Annotated in this window: 19 protein-coding genes; 7 read left to right on the plus strand and 12 right to left on the minus strand. The window is 61.1% G+C overall.

All coding sequences use genetic code 11. The annotated features are described in order from the left end of the window. Nucleotides 1–23 precede the first annotated feature (23 nt). On the plus strand, nt 24–1091 hold the full coding sequence (locus tag K3166_RS03550; RefSeq protein ID WP_221423320.1) for a DUF2332 domain-containing protein: 1068 nt from the start codon (nt 24–26) through the stop codon (nt 1089–1091). On the opposite strand, the gene K3166_RS03555 is transcribed toward K3166_RS03550, so the two are convergent. From K3166_RS03555 to K3166_RS03570, 4 genes are read right to left on the minus strand one after another with little or no spacing between them, the layout of a single operon-like run. Further along, nucleotides 1088–1990, minus strand: a complete 903-nt coding sequence (locus tag K3166_RS03555; RefSeq protein ID WP_221423321.1) for an alpha/beta fold hydrolase — start codon at nt 1988–1990, stop codon at nt 1088–1090. The two genes, K3166_RS03550 and K3166_RS03555, sit on opposite strands and share 4 nt — an antisense overlap. Next, complete coding sequence (locus K3166_RS03560) at nt 1990–2805, minus strand: SDR family NAD(P)-dependent oxidoreductase (protein ID WP_221423322.1); 816 nt, start codon at nt 2803–2805, stop codon at nt 1990–1992. Before K3166_RS03560 ends, K3166_RS03555 begins: the two co-directional genes overlap by 1 nt. A 12-nt stretch (nt 2806–2817) precedes the next feature. Beyond that, complete coding sequence (locus K3166_RS03565) at nt 2818–3708, minus strand: pirin family protein (RefSeq protein ID WP_221423323.1); 891 nt, start codon at nt 3706–3708, stop codon at nt 2818–2820. A gap of 10 nt (nt 3709–3718) precedes the next feature. Then, entirely contained in the window at nt 3719–3991 is a 273-nt protein-coding gene (locus K3166_RS03570; RefSeq protein ID WP_221423324.1) for a BolA family protein, read from the minus strand. A 60-nt stretch (nt 3992–4051) separates the two neighbouring features. On the opposite strand from K3166_RS03570, the gene K3166_RS03575 reads away from it, so the two are divergent. Beyond that, nucleotides 4052–4645, plus strand: coding sequence for a J domain-containing protein (locus K3166_RS03575; protein ID WP_221423325.1), 594 nt, complete (start codon nt 4052–4054; stop codon nt 4643–4645). Here K3166_RS03575 and K3166_RS03580 read toward each other — a convergent pair. The 4 genes from K3166_RS03580 to K3166_RS03595 all read right to left on the minus strand — a co-directional run bounded on the left by K3166_RS03580 (nt 4642) and on the right by K3166_RS03595 (nt 7011). Further along, on the minus strand, nt 4642–5034 hold the full coding sequence (locus tag K3166_RS03580; protein ID WP_221423326.1) for a DUF302 domain-containing protein: 393 nt from the start codon (nt 5032–5034) through the stop codon (nt 4642–4644). The genes K3166_RS03575 and K3166_RS03580 overlap by 4 nt on opposite strands. 62 nt (nt 5035–5096) lie before the next feature. Beyond that, nucleotides 5097–5732, minus strand: a complete 636-nt coding sequence (locus K3166_RS03585; RefSeq protein WP_221423327.1) for a glutathione S-transferase family protein — start codon at nt 5730–5732, stop codon at nt 5097–5099. Between the two features lie 12 nt (nt 5733–5744). Then, nucleotides 5745–6101, minus strand: coding sequence for a DUF1428 domain-containing protein (locus tag K3166_RS03590; RefSeq protein WP_221423328.1), 357 nt, complete (start codon nt 6099–6101; stop codon nt 5745–5747). 52 nt (nt 6102–6153) lie between these two features. After that, nucleotides 6154–7011, minus strand: coding sequence for an oxygenase MpaB family protein (locus tag K3166_RS03595; RefSeq protein ID WP_221423329.1), 858 nt, complete (start codon nt 7009–7011; stop codon nt 6154–6156). Between the two features lie 55 nt (nt 7012–7066). Between K3166_RS03595 and cobS the strand changes: the two genes are divergently transcribed. Together cobS and K3166_RS03605 are read left to right on the plus strand one after the other, a co-directional pair. Next, nucleotides 7067–8059 (plus strand): cobaltochelatase subunit CobS, encoded by a 993-nt coding sequence (gene cobS, locus K3166_RS03600; protein WP_221423330.1) that lies wholly within the window; start codon nt 7067–7069, stop codon nt 8057–8059. A 50-nt stretch (nt 8060–8109) separates the two neighbouring features. Then, nucleotides 8110–10296, plus strand: coding sequence for a transglycosylase domain-containing protein (locus K3166_RS03605; RefSeq protein ID WP_221423331.1), 2187 nt, complete (start codon nt 8110–8112; stop codon nt 10294–10296). On the opposite strand, the gene K3166_RS03610 is transcribed toward K3166_RS03605, so the two are convergent. Both K3166_RS03610 and K3166_RS03615 read right to left on the minus strand, forming a co-directional pair. Beyond that, on the minus strand, nt 10293–10709 hold the full coding sequence (locus K3166_RS03610; RefSeq protein ID WP_247714714.1) for a PaaI family thioesterase: 417 nt from the start codon (nt 10707–10709) through the stop codon (nt 10293–10295). The two genes, K3166_RS03605 and K3166_RS03610, sit on opposite strands and share 4 nt — an antisense overlap. After that, on the minus strand, nt 10702–11160 hold the full coding sequence (locus K3166_RS03615) for a PaaI family thioesterase (RefSeq protein ID WP_221423332.1): 459 nt from the start codon (nt 11158–11160) through the stop codon (nt 10702–10704). Before K3166_RS03615 ends, K3166_RS03610 begins: the two co-directional genes overlap by 8 nt. 139 nt (nt 11161–11299) lie before the next feature. Between K3166_RS03615 and K3166_RS03620 the strand changes: the two genes are divergently transcribed. Genes K3166_RS03620 through K3166_RS03630 form a run of 3 tightly spaced genes read left to right on the plus strand, consistent with a single transcriptional unit; the run spans nt 11300 to nt 13314 of the window. Further along, the gene (locus K3166_RS03620; RefSeq protein WP_221423333.1) at nt 11300–11461 is read left to right on the plus strand and encodes a hypothetical protein; all 162 of its coding nucleotides are present in this window, start codon (nt 11300–11302) and stop codon (nt 11459–11461) included. A 15-nt stretch (nt 11462–11476) separates the two neighbouring features. Beyond that, nucleotides 11477–12439, plus strand: a complete 963-nt coding sequence (locus tag K3166_RS03625; protein ID WP_221423334.1) for a hypothetical protein — start codon at nt 11477–11479, stop codon at nt 12437–12439. Further along, nucleotides 12427–13314: a transposase gene (locus tag K3166_RS03630; protein WP_221423335.1), complete on the plus strand. Its 888-nt coding sequence runs from the start codon at nt 12427–12429 to the stop codon at nt 13312–13314. The genes K3166_RS03625 and K3166_RS03630 overlap by 13 nt, the downstream gene beginning before the upstream one ends. 163 nt (nt 13315–13477) lie before the next feature. On the opposite strand, the gene ruvX is transcribed toward K3166_RS03630, so the two are convergent. Then, a complete protein-coding gene (gene ruvX / locus K3166_RS03635) occupies nt 13478–13963 on the minus strand; it encodes a Holliday junction resolvase RuvX (RefSeq protein WP_221423336.1) in 486 nt (161 codons plus the stop codon). Continuing rightward, nucleotides 13942–15183: a DUF3089 domain-containing protein gene (locus tag K3166_RS03640; protein ID WP_221423337.1), complete on the minus strand. Its 1242-nt coding sequence runs from the start codon at nt 15181–15183 to the stop codon at nt 13942–13944. Before K3166_RS03640 ends, ruvX begins: the two co-directional genes overlap by 22 nt. Nucleotide 15184 lies beyond the last annotated feature (1 nt).

The following is a 15184-nucleotide window of genomic DNA, read 5'->3' on the forward strand; positions in this document are numbered from 1 at the left end:
ATGGGCAGGAAAGGGCAACGCATATGACCGATGGCGCTATCATGGATATCGTTTCCGTTCCCGAAGCTATCGAATGGCAGGCGCGCCATGCCGAGAAGAACGGTGCGCCCGGTACTGCGCAGGTCATTCGCGCATTGCTGGCCTTGCAACAGAGTGAAGCTGCCACCGCGCGGCGTATTTTTGCGTGGCAGGGCCTCAGCCTGCGCGATGCCATGCCGCTGCGCTTTGCAGGCGGCATTCACAACTTGCTTCTGACCGGTGAAGAGCCGCGGCTCGAAGACATCTACGCGGGCCGCATGGCGGCGCAGACGGCCGTAGACGCGATGATCCTGGAGATCACCGAAAAGCATGATGCGCGCCTGATGCCTTGGCTGGACGGGCCGCCGCAAACCAACGAGGCGGGGCGTTCTGCCAATTTTGCGGCTGCCCTGCTGTGGCTGGCCGACGGGCGGACAACATCGCGCTTCGAATGGCTGGAAATTGGCGCCAGCGCGGGGATCAACACGATGCTCGGCCGGTATCGCTACGATCTGGGAGGCGTGACGACCGGACCGAGCAGAAGTCCGATGCACATCCAGCCCGAATGGAGAGGCGCAAAGCCGCCCGGATCAGAGATCGAATTCACCGAAGCGCGGGGAAGCGACATAGCCCCGGTCGATCTGACCGATGAACACCAGGCGCTGCGCCTCAAGAGTTATGTCTGGCCCGAAGCGACAGGGCGCATGGCGCGGATCGATGCCGCGATTGCATTGGCCCGGCAAGCGACGCCCGAACTCGAGCGGATGGACGCGGCAGACTGGGTGGAAAAAGAGCTGCAGCGCGAGCAACAACCCGGAGTAACCCGGGTCATCGCACACTCGATCATGTGGCAGTACTTGTCCGACGAGGCGCAGGAGAGGATCGAGACGGCGATGCTAGACGCAGGTGCGCGTGCGGCACCGGATAAGCCGTTCGCCCATATCTCGCTGGAAACGAACCGCGAGACATTCGCGCATGAACTGCATGTGCGATACTGGCCCGGAGGCGAGGAAGCGCATCACCTCGCCAACGCCCATCCCCACGGGGCATGGGTGGAGTGGTTGGGCGGCTAGCCGGTGCGGCCCAGGAACTCGTCCATCGCGTTATTCACTGCGCCGGGGGCTTCCCATGGCACGAAATGGCCACAGTCAGGCACTTTCACGAGCGCCAGATCGTCAACGTGCTGGTCAAGCTCGTCGGTATTTTCGGCAGGCAGCGCCAGGTCATCCTGTGCCCAGATGACCAAGGTCGGGATACGCAAGGCTGGGTAGGGCGGCGGAGCCCATCCCTCGGGCACTTCGTAGGGAGCATCCAGGGGCGGGATGTCGATCGGGCTTGCGCGGTACCAGTTGAGCATGGCGAAGGCAGCATCATGGTGCTGCCAGTCTTCGAGGAGCTTGGCACGCTCCGCCGGTTCCATCTTGTCGGGCGCATCCCAGTTGATCTGCGCTTCAAGGATGCCGAACAGGCCCTTCTCGCGCACCAGTGCATTGTTCGCAGGATCGCGGAAGCCGCGCATATACTGGCTCGCTTCGCGCTGGACTGGGCTGGTGTAGAGCAGTTTCTGGAAAACCGCATAATGGGGCGCATTCGCAATGACAGCGCGTGTCACCATTCCGGTTTCCTGACCTGCAAGCGCGACCCCCCACGCAATCGCGCCGCCCCAATCATGGCCGACAATCGTGAACTTGCCGATGCCCAGAGCCGCGGCGAGCAAGAAGATATCGCCGACCAGCTTGTCAGGAGTGTAATTGTCGACACCTTCAGGCTTTGACGATCCGCGGTAGCCGCGCTGATCGGGCGCGATGCAGCGAAAGCGGTCTTCGAAATGGGCAATCTGGTGGCGCCATGTCCGGTGGCTTTCCGGAAAACCGTGCAGGAAGATCAGGGCAGGGGCATCCTTGGGCCCGGTATCGACGACATCCAGTTCGATCCCATTGCCCAGGGCGACGCGCTTTTGATCCCAGTCCATCAGTCTTCTGCCTGCATTTTTTCCATGTAGCCCGCTGCAACCATCGCTGCGACCTGATCGAAGAGAGCGTCGGGCGTGCGGCGGCCTTCGCCCATCGCTTCTTCCATTCCTTCGGCGACGATGATTTCCCGCTGGCCCCCAGCGACCGCGTCCACGATGCGTCTGGCCGCGTCTTCCGGGCGAATTCCGTTATCGATGACCTTGTCGCTGCGGCCCCGTTTGGTGCCATCGGACGTAAGCGCATTGCGGCTGACATCGGTGGCGACAGAGCCAGGGCACACGACATGGACGCCGACCCCTGATTGTGACAATTCTCCGCGCAATGCGTCGGCGTAACCGATGAGGCCGTGCTTTGCTGCGCAATAGGCGGTGCGCATCGGGACCCCTACCTTGCCCGCGATGGACGAGATGAACAGCAGGTGCCCGCTACCGCGCTTGGCGAAATGCGGCAGCAATGCCTGCGTTGCGGCGATCTGTGCAGTCAGGTCGATTTCGATGATGTCGCGGTAAACCTGCATGGAGGTTTCCACCGCAGGGCTCCGCTGCGAAATGCCCGCATTGGCAACGAAGATGTCCACCCCATCATGCCAGCCGATCGCAGTCTTGGTAGCAGCCTGCATTGCGTCTTCATCGCGCACATCAAACGGCAGAACCAAGGTCTGTGTCGCGATGTCTGAAGCCACTTCCGCGAGTCTGGCCTCGTCGCGGCCGGACAAGATGATCCGCGTGCCCCGGCTGCCCCATTCACGCGCCAGCGCAGCGCCAATTCCGCTTGATGCGCCCGTGATCCAGGCGGTCTTTCCTTCGAAGCTCATAGGTCCTCCGGCTTAGGGATAGGTGACGGTCTTGGGTTCTCCGTCGGGTAATTCGATCCGTTCTTCGGCGTCGCCCGGAACTTCGGGAAAACGCCGTTCGCGCCAGTCTTCCTTGGCCTGCTGGATCCGGTCTCGGCTGGAACTGACGAAATTCCACCAAGCGTGACGCTTGGTGTTGAACGCTTCGCCTCCGAGCAGCATGACCCGTGCACCGGTCTTGCTTTCCAGCGTCATGTCTCGGCCCGGTTGCAGCACGTTGAGCGTGTATTTTTCCAATGCGTGACCATCCACGCTCGCTTCGCCGCCAACCAGCATCAACGCGCGTTCGTCAGCGTCTTCTTCTATCGGAATCGCGCCGCCCGCCTCCAGCATGATCTCGGCGTAGATTGTATCGGCATAGGTGGTTGTCGGCGCGCGCTCGCCCCACAATTCGCCCATGATAACCACGGCTTTGGCGCGGCCATCTTCCACCAGCGGTAATTCGGCCACCGCCTCGAAAGCCGGATCGATTTCCTCGCGTCCATCGGGCAGGGCAAGCCATGTCTGCATGCCGAAAAGCCTTGGTCCGGCCTTGCGCTCGGCATCGGGCGAGCGCTCCGAATGGACGATGCCTTTGCCCGCTGTCATCAGGTTGACCTGTCCCGGACGGATAGTCGAAAAACTGCCCAGGCTGTCGCGGTGATCGATCGCGCCTTCGAAAAGCCAGGTGACGGTCGCCAGATTGATGTGCGGGTGCGGGCGCACGTCCATCCCGGTGCCAAGATCGAGCTGGGCCGGACCAAACTGGTCGACGAATATGAACGGCCCGACCATCGAACGTTGCTTTGCGGGAAGAACCCGTCGGACCTCGAACTGACCGAGATCATGGGTAGTCGGCGTAAGCGTGAGGTCGATCTGGCTCATTTCGGTTCCCTTATGGTGTCGGTGCAGATGCCTGAATTGAAAGTGCGTGGACGCGCTCTCCCGGGATGTCGCCAAGGGCGCGGTTGACCATGCGCTGGCGTTCGAGCCGGCTCTTGTCGGCAAAAGCCGGGGCTTCGATCACGATGGTAAAGTGGGATTCACCGCTACCGTCGTCGCCCGAATGGCCACTGTGCTTGGCGCTATCGTTGATAACCTCCAGGCGAGTAGGAGCAAAGGCACTGGTCAAGAGCTGCTCCATTTCTTGTTGAACCGGGCCTGCCATGCGGTCGTTTCTCCTCTTCACCTCTTTCCATACAGGGATTCGCTCCCCATCCTAGTGCGAATGCGCCAGACAAAGTTTCACGGAAGACATGAGCAACAAGGCAAGGTGTGCGAACATCCGGCCTGCCAGGAAGCGGGCGAGTTTCGCGCGCCCGGAACCTCCGGGCATGGCTTTGACGGGCCGGGTAGCTGGCGCTGGATGTGCCTGGAACATGTGCGCGAATTCAATGCGGGCTACGACTGGTTCGAAGGCATGACTGCCGAAGAGATTTTGGATGCGCAAGGCCCGGTGAGCGGCTGGCGCACCGAGAGTCCCAGTTTTCGCCCGACTGCCGGTGTCGACGGAATGCCGCGCTGGGCTGATTACGATGATCCCCTCGACGCGATTTCGGGGCGGGCAAACGGCATCAAGAGCCAGGCGCGGCGGCAGGCTGAAATGGCCATGGACGGGCGCTTCAGCCGGGACGAGGCCGAAGCGCTCGACACGATGGGGCTGGGGCTGGATGTCGACCGCAAGATCTTGCGACAGCGGTATTCGGAACTTGTGCGGCGCTATCATCCGGATCGCAACGGCGGGGACAGGGTCTACGAATCGCGTCTCAACAAGGTGGTCGACGCCTACCAGATGCTGCGCAAGAGCCGTGCGATAGCCTAACCGCCGAGCGAATTGATCGCCGCCACCAGTTTATCGCGAATTTCGCCGGCTGCGCGGTGAAGGTCGGGATTGTCGATTGCCTGCATGGATGCAACCGGATCGATCGCGGCCACTTCGACGAGGCCTTCGTGGACCTGCTGGACGATCACGTTGCAAGGCAGCATTGTCCCGACCTTGTCTTCCAGATGGAGCGCTGCGTGCGCGGCCTTCGGATTGCAAGCGCCGAGGATCACGTAGGGGCGGAAGTCGACGCCGAGCTTCTCCTTGAACGTCGCGCTCATGTCGATCCGCGTGATGATGCCAAAGCCCTGATCTGCAAGCGCCTTTTCCACCTGCGGGATCGCATCTTCGTAGGTTTCGTGCATGTGGGTCGACAGATAGTAGGACATGAGTGTCTCCTTTCCATTCCCAAGGCGAGAGATGTCTTGGGTTGGTCTTCGTGGGGAGCGGGTTAAGAAGCCTCCTGGCTTTCCGTGATCAGCTTCATATCGATTGCTTTTGCTTCTTTGTACGCGGGGCGTTCCCTGAGCCGCGCGGCATAGTCTTCGAACACTGCCCGGCGCGGGATGGTATCGAATTGCAGGCCCCAGTCGACCTGGCTGCCGACATACACATCGGCCATCGTGAAACGGTCGCCGCAGACGTAGTCGCGGTCCGATAAAAGCGTGTCGAAAGTGTCCATGGCGCGTTCGTAACTGCCAAAGCCAAGCATCCCCTGCTTCTGGGGATCGTCCGCCCCCCAACCCATGCTGCGGGCAACCACTGCTTGCTCGACTGGCCCGGCTGCGAAAAAGAGACGGCGGAAATAGGATGCTTTCTCGTGTTTTTCAGGCAGTAGTCCGGCATCGGGATGCATCTCGGCCAGATAATGACAGATGGCCGCTGCTTCCGTTACGACGTGAATATGATCGCCGTGATGATGGACCAGAGTTGGCACTTTGCCGAGCGGGTTGGCTTTCAGGAAAGCTTCCGACTTGGCCGCCCATTCGACGAGTTCGGTATCATAGTTTGCGCCGACTTCGTGCAGCGCCCACCGGGCAATCTGTCCGCGGCTCATCGGATTGGTGAAAAAGGTATAAGTTGCCATATCAATCCGTCCTCAATCGCGGCCGTGGGTGTAAATCGGTGAGAAGCCGCCGTAGACGAGGCGTTTGCCCGCAAACGGCATGTCCTCTGGAGGGCTCATGCTCTCGTCATCCATCATCTTCTCGGCAGCTTCGTCGCAAGTCTTTTTGTCTGGCCAGATGACCCAGGAAAAAACGATCTTCTCGCCTTCTTCGGCCTTCACTGCTTTACGAAAGTCGGTGCTCTCACCATTGGGCACGTCTTCCTCGAACGCTTCGACAATCTCCAACGCACCGTAGCGCGCAAACATTTCACCCACTTCGTTCGCCATTTTGACATAAGCGTCTTTCTTGCCGGGCAGAACGGGAACAAGAAATCCCTGAATATACATCGCGGCTCTCCTCACTATGTGGAAATTACCATCATAAAGAGGCGATTGCGTGTCAATTCTGGCGAAAGGCCCAGCGCAGCGTCTTGCCGACGCCCCAGGTCGCTGCCCGGGCAGGCAGGGCCCCCAGGCCGGGCCGCTCGAGATCGAGCATTGATCTTGCAAATGGCGGGAGCAGGGCAACCGCTTCTGCGCCGAGAATGGATTGAACCGCAGGCGGGGCGCCTTCTGGCCGCTGTGTAAGGACGAGGTCGGCGATTTCCTTGGCCGCCGGCGAGGTCGACAGGTCGCTGCGCAGTTCGCGAAAGATCGTCTCTGCCTCCCGGCGGTCGATTGGGACCGGATCGGCGCCCAGCGCCCGCGCGATCACGGCAAATTGCCGATAATACTCGTCCTGCTCGCTGCCGGGCATGTCCGGGCGCACATGGCGCAGATAGGCGGCGAGGAAACTTGTCGCCTCGGCCACATGCACCCAGGCCAGGGTGCGCGGATCGCTGGCCGCATAGGGCGAACCATCGGGCAAGGTTCCTCCCACTGCCGAATGGATACGGTTGACCCGCTCGATCGCGCTTTGAGCATCGTCCCTGTGTCCGAAAGTTGTGACAGCAATAAACCGCGCTGTCCGGCGCAGGCGGCCGTGCATATCGCTGCGGAAATTGGAATGATCCAGCACACCTTGCAATGCATGGGGGTGGAGCATTTGCAAAAGCAGGCCGCGAATCCCGCCAACCATCATGCCCACCAGGTCTGCATGCACCATGCGGATCGGGGTGTTCTTCTCAAACAGCGCATCGTCGGAGATCGGCACAGGCGTTTCGCCGTTGGCCTGATCGTTGAAGACGCCGCGCACCCGCTCGACGAGCTTGAGGCGGAGGCGTTCTGCCAAGGGGCTGGAAAGAGGGGCTTGGGGCATTGCAGCCCAATATAGGCTTGGCGCAGCCAAGATAAATGCCTAGGCCGCGCATGAGATGAACGAGATGACCGACAAGACCTTCGACGCGGCTTCCAAGACCGTCCTTCCCGCTCCCGACATCGAAGTCGATGTACGCGAGACATTCGGGATCGATATCGACTGGAAAGTGCCCGCATTCTCCAAGCCCGACGAGCGTACGCCCGACCTCGACGAAAGCTATGTTTTCGATGCGGACACGACGCTGGCGATTCTCGCCGGGTTTGCGCATGACCGGCGCGTCATGGTGCAGGGCTATCACGGCACGGGTAAATCAACCCACATCGAACAGGTCGCGGCACGCCTCAACTGGCCGTGTATCCGCATCAACCTCGATGCGCATATCAGCCGTATCGACCTTGTGGGCCGCGATGCTATCGTTCTGCGCGACGGATTGCAGGTCACCGAATTTCGCGAAGGCCTGCTACCCTGGGCGCTCCAGCATCCGGTAGCCTTGGTGTTCGACGAATATGACGCAGGCCGTCCGGACGTGATGTTCGTGATCCAGCGCGTGCTGGAACAGCAGGGCAAGCTGACCCTGCTCGATCAGAACCGCGTGATCCGTCCCGATCCGCATTTCCGACTGTTTGCCACTGCGAACACGGTGGGCCTGGGCGACACCAGCGGGCTTTATCATGGTACTCAGGCGATCAACCAGGGCCAGATGGATCGCTGGAACATCGTGACGGCGCTTAACTATCTCCCCGCCGAGACCGAGCAAAAGATCGTCGAGGCGAAAAGCCCGGAAACCGATCCCAAGATCCTCGCCGACATGATCAAGGTCGCCGACCTTTCGCGCCAAGGCTTTATCAACGGCGATATTTCCACCGTGATGAGCCCGCGTACCGTGATCACCTGGGCTCAAAACTACGAAATCTTCAAGAACGTGGGCTTTGCATTCCGCCTCTCGTTCCTCAACAAATGCGACGAGGAAGAACGTATGCTGGTTGCCGAATATTACCAGCGCGTGTTCGGCGAAGACCTTCCCGAAAGTGTGGTCGGGAAGAGTTAAGGTTTCGCCCTCTATGAATGACTGTGTTATTTGTGTAGCACAGTAGGTCCATGGGCGTTTTCGATTCCATATTCCGCCGCCGCAAGGCCGAAGCACCGGTGCAATCGCATCGCGGGTTTTATTCGCTGCACGACGGCTTCGACGATGACGCGTGGGATGCACGCCTCGACGATCTCGACAGCGCAATGGCGCGCGAGGAAAAAAGCCGCCTGCGGTTCTGGCAGCTCAGCTATTGGCGTGACCGCCGCAAGCGCTGGTGGTTTGCCCACATTATTGCAGGCCTGCTCGCCCTGTTTATCGTGCTTGTCGGCTGGCTCGCGGTTACCGCTCCGCTTTCGAAATCGCTGGAGCCCATTGCACCGCCGCAGATAACCCTGCTTGCCGCCGACGGGACGCCCATTGCACGCAACGGTGCGATAACCGACGAGCCGGTCGACGTGTCACGATTGCCCCCTCACGTGGTTGGGGCGTTTCTCGCGATCGAGGATCGCCGGTTCTACAGTCATTGGGGCGTGGACCCGCGGGGCATTGCCCGCGCTGCCTTCACCGGTACCGGCGGCGGCAGCACGATCACGCAGCAACTCGCCAAATTCACATTTCTCACTCCGGAGCGCACGCTGACCCGCAAGGCGCGCGAGGCCATGATCGCGTTCTGGCTCGAAAGCTGGCTGACCAAGGACGAGATACTCGAACGATATCTCTCCAATGCTTATTTCGGAGACAATGTTTACGGACTGCGCGCCGCCAGCCTGCATTATTTCTATCGCCAACCGGAAAACCTGAGGCCGAACCAGGCCGCCATGCTCGCCGGATTGCTCCAGGCCCCCAGCGCCTATGCTCCTACGAGGCATTACGAGCGCGCCGAAAAGCGGATGCGGCTGGTCATAACGTCAATGGTGGCAGCCGGGTACATTACCGAGGCCGAAGCGCGCGCGATGCGGCCGCCGACGCTTGATGTCCGAATGAAGAGCGATCTTCCGACCGGCACCTATTTCGCGGACTGGGCCCTGCCTCAGGCGCGGGGGCTGTCCGATAGCGGTTATGCCCGGCAGACGCTGACCACGACGCTCGACAGCCGCCTTCAGAATATCGCGCGCAACGTCACCAATCGCGCGCCTCTGGGCAAAGCTCAGATCGCCTTGGTGGCGATGCGCACCAATGGCGAAGTGGTCGCCATGATCGGCGGGAAGGATTACCAGAAATCACCCTTCAACCGCACCACGCAGGCGCGGCGACAACCGGGATCGACCATCAAGACCTTCGTCTACCTGGCGGCCCTGCGTGATGGATGGAGCCCGGACGACACCATCGAGAATACCGAAATTACTGAAGGCAGTTATCGTCCGCGTAATTCCGACGGCCGCTACTCACCCACGATCACGCTGCGCGATGCGCTGGCGCGGTCCAGCAATGTGGCGACCCTCCGCCTGTTCAATGAAGTTGGTTCGCAGAAAGTCATCGATACCGCCCGGGATTTCGGAATTTCGGCGGAGTTCGTGAAGGGCGATCCGAGCATCGCGCTGGGATCGACCAGCATGACCTTGCTGGAACTGACTGCGGCATATGCAGGGATTGCGGCCAACTCATTCCCGGTCGAACCCCACGCCATCGCGCGCGAAGAACAGGGCTGGTTCGAGCGTCTGTGGAACGGCGGCGACAGCCTGAGCAGGTCCACGCATTCCGAAATTGAAGACATGCTCCGCGGTGTCATCAACAACGGAACCGGCCGCCGCGCGATGCTTTCAGGACCCAATTTCGGCAAGACCGGGACCAGCCAGGACAACCGCGATGCATTGTTCGTCGGCTACGCAGGAGACCTGGTGGTCGGTGTGTGGATCGGCAATGATGACAATTCACCGCTCGATGGCATTTCCGGAGGCGGCCTGCCGGCTCGGATCTGGCGCGATTTCATGGTGCAGGCTCTTGGTGTCAACGCGGCGCCTGACCGGTCAGGCCCGCGCTCCAATGAAGATCCCGGCGGGCCGGTCGAGCCGCTCGACGTGCCCGATCTTGAAGACATTCCACTGGGTGATGGCAATTCGCGCCTTCGCATACGCGACGGCGAGGCGGTCTTCTCCACCGAGATCGAGGGCATCCCGGTCGATATCAGGGTCGGCGATGACGGAGTGTCGATTTCCGAGGAAGCGATCGAGGAAGCGCGCCGCCGCGCTGAAGAGCGGCGCTATGAAGCGGTGCGCGAGGAAATGGAACGACAGGGCCAGCTCGAACCGAACTAGCTCGCTGGAGGTTCTGCCACGAGCACATTCATCACGGCTGTCGCGATGGGCCGGTCGGGATCATCCTGCCACGCTTCTACGGTTATGTTGGCACTGCGCCGGCCAAGTTTGGTCACGCGGCCACGGGCGTAGGTCTCGCGGCTCTTGCCAGCTGCCAGATACTGCACTGTGATATTGATCGGCTTGAGGATTGCTTGGCGCTGTTTCAGCGCGAGCATGGAGCGCAAAACGGCATAGCCTGCTGTCTCCAGCAGGCCTCCGGTGGCGCCGCCGTGGTAATGTTCTGGACGGCCTTCGACAGCCTCGATGAAGTCCACGCGGATGATCGGGGTGTCGCCGTCCCATTCCGACAGCTTGATGCCGAGCGAGCGTGCGTAAGGCGTCAGGGCGATATCATCGCGTTTATCAGGCACCGGGCACCTCGCGCGGGTCCGCGCCGCCGATCTTCATGAAGACACCCTGGATATGTGCGACAGGATCGTTCGCATCGCCGTCATGAGCCAATCCGCGTACGAAGGCCGCGCTTCGCGTGATGCGGTAGCATTGGGAGCGGCCGAACACGGCTGCACCGTCGCGGGCAGGGCGTACGTAATCGACCCTCAGATCCAGCGTCGCGATGGCCTGGAATTTATCCATCGCTTTCCAGATCGCGAGGCCGCTGGCCATGTCCATGAGGCTCAGGATCGGGCCCGATGCCAGCACGTGCTGCCCGTCTTCACCAAGCAAGTCCGTACGCCACGGTAGCTCGAGCTCAACCCAATCTTCACCGTGGTCTGAGTATTTTAGACCAAGCCAGCCCGAATGGCCTCTGCTGGTCAAGAATGGCGTGGCCGCCTTGGGGTCGAAATTTGCTGTGTCGGACATGGATCGGGGCGGCGATAGCGCCGGGTTCCCGATTATTACAATGTTTTAATTCGATCCCGCTCGATCAAACCGTCAGCAGCCCCCGGCGCGTTGCAGGGCACGGCAATAATGTCGCTCCCGGCGCGTCAGGGAACGCACAATGGAACTACCCGATATCGATATCACTAGCTTGCCTGCTCTGGACACCGTGACCGGTCTGTTCGGGAGTCTTTCGGCAGCTGGCGGCCCGACCGTGGACGACCGCGTCGTTGTAATCATGGTCTATGTCTACGAGATGATTCCGCCAGAAGCGCTGGTCTGAAGGCGGCACGGCGCGATGAGGATCGATCCGCAATTGCGCGCGCTGCGGGGCAACACTGCCTCGCAGCGCAACGCGCAGCAGGCCCTGGAAGATGCGCGTGACGAGTGGCGCGACGTCTCGGCATCAAAAGAAATCGAGGAGCTGGAGCGCTATGGGGCAGGCATGCCGCTGGATCAGTGTCCCGCTCTGACGGCACTTTTCGAGGGAAGCAGAGCGAAGAGTATGGCCGAGACCCTTGTCGCTGGCACTCTTGAGGCATTGCGCGGCAATCCCTTGGGACAGGTACCCTTTCGGCACCAGCACAGCGAAGGCCTCAGTGTCCTCCAGCTTGCCCATTCCGGCCGCGCCGCGCTCACCCTGCTGCTCTATTCCGATACCGGTCACGAGGCCCCGGCATCTGCCTGTTTCTCGGGCGGTGACCGGATCGAGGCGGTACTCGCCGGTGCTGCCGACGTTCGTTTCCTCGAACTCCTCGAGGATCGCGGGACGAGCGCTGCAATCGACTGCACGGCGCGCCGCGTCGTCGATGGCGAGGTCATGCGGTTCAGCGGATTTGCACAAACCAAATCGATCGAACGTGTGCATGGGCGCATGGTGGTCCTGCGTCTCGCAAGAAGCGACGCAGCCCCGTGCGATGCGCGTGAATTTGCGCTGGATGATGGCCGCCTGCTGCACCGTGCCAGCGGCTCACGCGCGGAAAGCCGCCAAGAGATGATGCTGGCCCTACTTGGCCGGATGGGGCGCAGCGATGCTGCACCGCTTATTGCCGAGATGACCTGCGAGGGCAGCGATCATATTCGCTGGCAGGCAATGCGCGAATGCCTTGCTCTGGACACGGTGACGGGGTTTGCCGCGCTGGGCGATATGGCCCGCAATGCCGGCGATCCCCTAGCTGCTACGGCCGGCGCACTGCACGCCCAGCTTATAGAAACTTACCCGCAGCTGGCCCGCTTGGAGACGCAAAAATGCCCCGCTTGATCAACAGTGACGAGAGCGCAGAGCATGGTATCGACGAGTGCCTCGGCCAGTTGCAGGGCGGCTTCGATCCCGCTGATGAGGGGAGCCTTTCCAATGCTGCCTCGGCCCTGAAGAAGCTCGCCAACAACAGGCGCTTTCTAGGCGATATCCTGATCGCTCAGCTCACCGACCGACACCGCGAGGGCGGACTTGAAAGCGGATATGGACCGCAATCAATCGTCCTCTCGCCCAATCGCGGCGGCAGTTTCCTGCGCGCAAACATCTGGCCTAGCGAGGACGAGGCCTGTTTCCAGGCGAGCGGCGCGAAGACCTTTGTTTACGGCGTCCCGCACGATCACAATTTCAGCTTCCTGACTGCGGGTTACTTCGGTCCGGGCTATGGTAGCGACTATTTCGAATATTATTACGAGGAGGTCGCCGGATACCGCGGGGAAGTGGCGGATTTGCGGTTCGTGGAACGAAGCGCGCTGAGCGAAGGCAAGCTAATGCTCTACCGCGCGCACCGCGATGTGCATTCGCAATTGCCGCCGGAAAGCCTGTCTGTCTCGCTCAACATCATGCGCATCGATCCAGCGGAAAGCTGGTGCGACCAATATGGATTCGATCTCGACAGCAGTGCCGTCACCGGTGTCCTGAACCCTACCTCGACAGAGTGTTTCATGCGCTGCGCCGTAGGCTTGGGCATCGATGCCGCGCTCGATTTCGCAGAATGGGTAGGCAAGGCTCATCCAAGCGACCGCATGCGTCTGGCAAGCTTCGAAGCGCGCAGCTGTCTGCACGGCAAACAGGGCCGCGATGCCCTGTGGCGCAAAGCCGAAATGTCCGGAAGCCTGATGGTCGCAAAAGAGGCCGCAGCCCAGCGCGCTTTGCTGTGACGGCTTACCAGAGGGTTCGGATCGTAAGGAAGAAAAGCACCGTGAGGATCAGGAAGCCTGCAAGCCTGCCCAGTCTGTTCAAGCGGCTCTGCCGTTTGCAGTTACCACCCTTGTAAACGTCGAAAACATCCGTGAAACCAAGCAAAGCGACCCACTCCCCCTCTTAAAACCCGCCTCCCGCCAGCGCGTCTATGGCGCCTTGCAGGATGACCGCTGCCGCATGGGCATCGATGCGGGTGGCACGCTTGGATCGGCTCATGTCCTGCCCGATCATCGCGGCCTCCGCACTCGCGGTCGACCAGCGTTCGTCCCACAGCAAAACGGGTAAGTCCAGCGCAGCAGAGATATTCCGGGCATAAGCACGGCTGGCCTGCGCCCGGGGACCTTCGCTTCCGTCCATATTGCGAGGCAGTCCGATGACGATCCCCTTGATAGAGCGCTCCGTCACGATTTCGCGCAGCTTGCCGCAATCTTGCGTGAATTTGCCGCGCGGGAGTGTCTTGCCCGCCGTTGCAAAGCGCCATCCAGCATCGCAGCTGGCGACCCCAATCGTCTTGGTGCCCAAGTCGAGCCCGAGCAGCGCCCCGCCGTCAGGCAAGGCATCCTCAAACCCTAGCTTGCTGTCAGTTACGAGCGGCTTGTCGTCCACGCCTTCACCCGTTCCAGTACGTCTTCCTGCAGGTTCTTCCAGAACAGCGGGATGTCATAGACATGGTAATTGCCGCCGGGCAGGACGCCCGGTCCAAGGTCGGGGGGATCGCCGATCCTCAAGATGCCGGCAACGTCGCAGCGTGCAGGAACCGCTCCGGCCACAAGCTCCGCAGAGCTCATGTCCGCCGTCGGCTTGAGCGTGCCGAGGTTTTCCGCAGCCTCGGCTGATCCGCCGGTCATTCCGGTGACAGGATTGACGCACAAGATCGGATCGCTCGCGCCTCTGGGCTGGCCATCGAGGCCGGGCAAAGCGCTGTACCGCTGAAGCAATTGGCCCGGATCGCCATCGTCTGCAAAGCTGGCAAAGGAAACAAGGCAACCGGATTGGGAGGGCGCTGCGCAGGCCGGTATCGGCAAGGCCGGCAGGTCATGCTCAACGGAAATAGGCCACCCCGGAGCATAGACGGCAGCTATCCGCTGCTCGATCGGGGTTCCGGCGACACTTTCTTGCAAGAGTTTAAGGACGTGGAGCGAGCCTTGGCTATGCCCTGCAAGCACGATGGGCTTGTCCGCATCGATGCTGGCCACGAAATATGCGAAGGCCTGCGCGACATCGGCATAGGCCGCATTTATCGCCATTTCTGCGTCCGCCTTGTCACTCAGGAATGCACCGACCGATGCCTGCCGGTATTTCGGAGCCCAGATTTCATCCGCCCGGTTAAAGGGGCTGGCGAGGCCGCGGAGGAAGGTTCGCGCCAGATTGTCCGTCTCGGGATCATTGAGGGGTGCGTTCCATTCGCCCAGCGCGCCTTTCGTGTAGCTGGTGGGCGGCACGAAGAAGACTGCGAAGTCTGGAACCGCGTCGGCATCCACCATTTCCCCGCGGCGAGAACCCACGGTTTCCAGTGGGGCAGGGGCACCCACGCTCTGTTCGGCAGCGGGGGCCTCGGGCGAAGGAGCACGATTTGCCGGATCTGGCGCGGCTTCTGCAATGGCAGGCTGATAACGGGCCGGATCGCTCGTCCCGATGCCTGGGCGGGAATACCACATGGAAGGATCTTCGTAGGCATTGGCGGCAAGCGCTTCCTGCTCGATAAATTCGCCGCGCGGGACGAAAGCCATGTCGGTCAGCTCGCGGCCATACATCGCGAGGCCGATGGCGCCGACGATGACAATCACGATTATCGTCGAGATAATATAAAGAAACTTGCGTGCCATA

The sequence above is a fragment of the Qipengyuania psychrotolerans genome (assembly GCF_019711355.1).
GTDB lineage: Bacteria > Pseudomonadota > Alphaproteobacteria > Sphingomonadales > Sphingomonadaceae > Qipengyuania > Qipengyuania psychrotolerans.

Coding starts and splice junctions, on each gene's coding strand:
- K3166_RS03620 (WP_221423333.1), top strand. CDS start 11,300: ATGGAACTACCCGATATCGATATCACTAGCTTGCCTGCTCTGGACACC.
- K3166_RS03585 (WP_221423327.1), bottom strand. CDS start 5,732: ATGGCAACTTATACCTTTTTCACCAATCCGATGAGCCGCGGACAGATT.
- K3166_RS03580 (WP_221423326.1), bottom strand. CDS start 5,034: ATGTCCTACTATCTGTCGACCCACATGCACGAAACCTACGAAGATGCG.
- K3166_RS03550 (WP_221423320.1), top strand. CDS start 24: ATGACCGATGGCGCTATCATGGATATCGTTTCCGTTCCCGAAGCTATC.
- K3166_RS03605 (WP_221423331.1), top strand. CDS start 8,110: ATGGGCGTTTTCGATTCCATATTCCGCCGCCGCAAGGCCGAAGCACCG.
- K3166_RS03640 (WP_221423337.1), bottom strand. CDS start 15,183: ATGGCACGCAAGTTTCTTTATATTATCTCGACGATAATCGTGATTGTC.
- K3166_RS03560 (WP_221423322.1), bottom strand. CDS start 2,805: ATGAGCTTCGAAGGAAAGACCGCCTGGATCACGGGCGCATCAAGCGGA.
- K3166_RS03565 (WP_221423323.1), bottom strand. CDS start 3,708: ATGAGCCAGATCGACCTCACGCTTACGCCGACTACCCATGATCTCGGT.
- K3166_RS03595 (WP_221423329.1), bottom strand. CDS start 7,011: ATGCCCCAAGCCCCTCTTTCCAGCCCCTTGGCAGAACGCCTCCGCCTC.
- K3166_RS03625 (WP_221423334.1), top strand. CDS start 11,477: ATGAGGATCGATCCGCAATTGCGCGCGCTGCGGGGCAACACTGCCTCG.
- K3166_RS03570 (WP_221423324.1), bottom strand. CDS start 3,991: ATGGCAGGCCCGGTTCAACAAGAAATGGAGCAGCTCTTGACCAGTGCC.
- K3166_RS03615 (WP_221423332.1), bottom strand. CDS start 11,160: ATGTCCGACACAGCAAATTTCGACCCCAAGGCGGCCACGCCATTCTTG.
- cobS (WP_221423330.1), top strand. CDS start 7,067: ATGAACGAGATGACCGACAAGACCTTCGACGCGGCTTCCAAGACCGTC.
- K3166_RS03630 (WP_221423335.1), top strand. CDS start 12,427: ATGCCCCGCTTGATCAACAGTGACGAGAGCGCAGAGCATGGTATCGAC.
- K3166_RS03555 (WP_221423321.1), bottom strand. CDS start 1,990: ATGGACTGGGATCAAAAGCGCGTCGCCCTGGGCAATGGGATCGAACTG.
- K3166_RS03590 (WP_221423328.1), bottom strand. CDS start 6,101: ATGTATATTCAGGGATTTCTTGTTCCCGTTCTGCCCGGCAAGAAAGAC.
- K3166_RS03575 (WP_221423325.1), top strand. CDS start 4,052: ATGCGCCAGACAAAGTTTCACGGAAGACATGAGCAACAAGGCAAGGTG.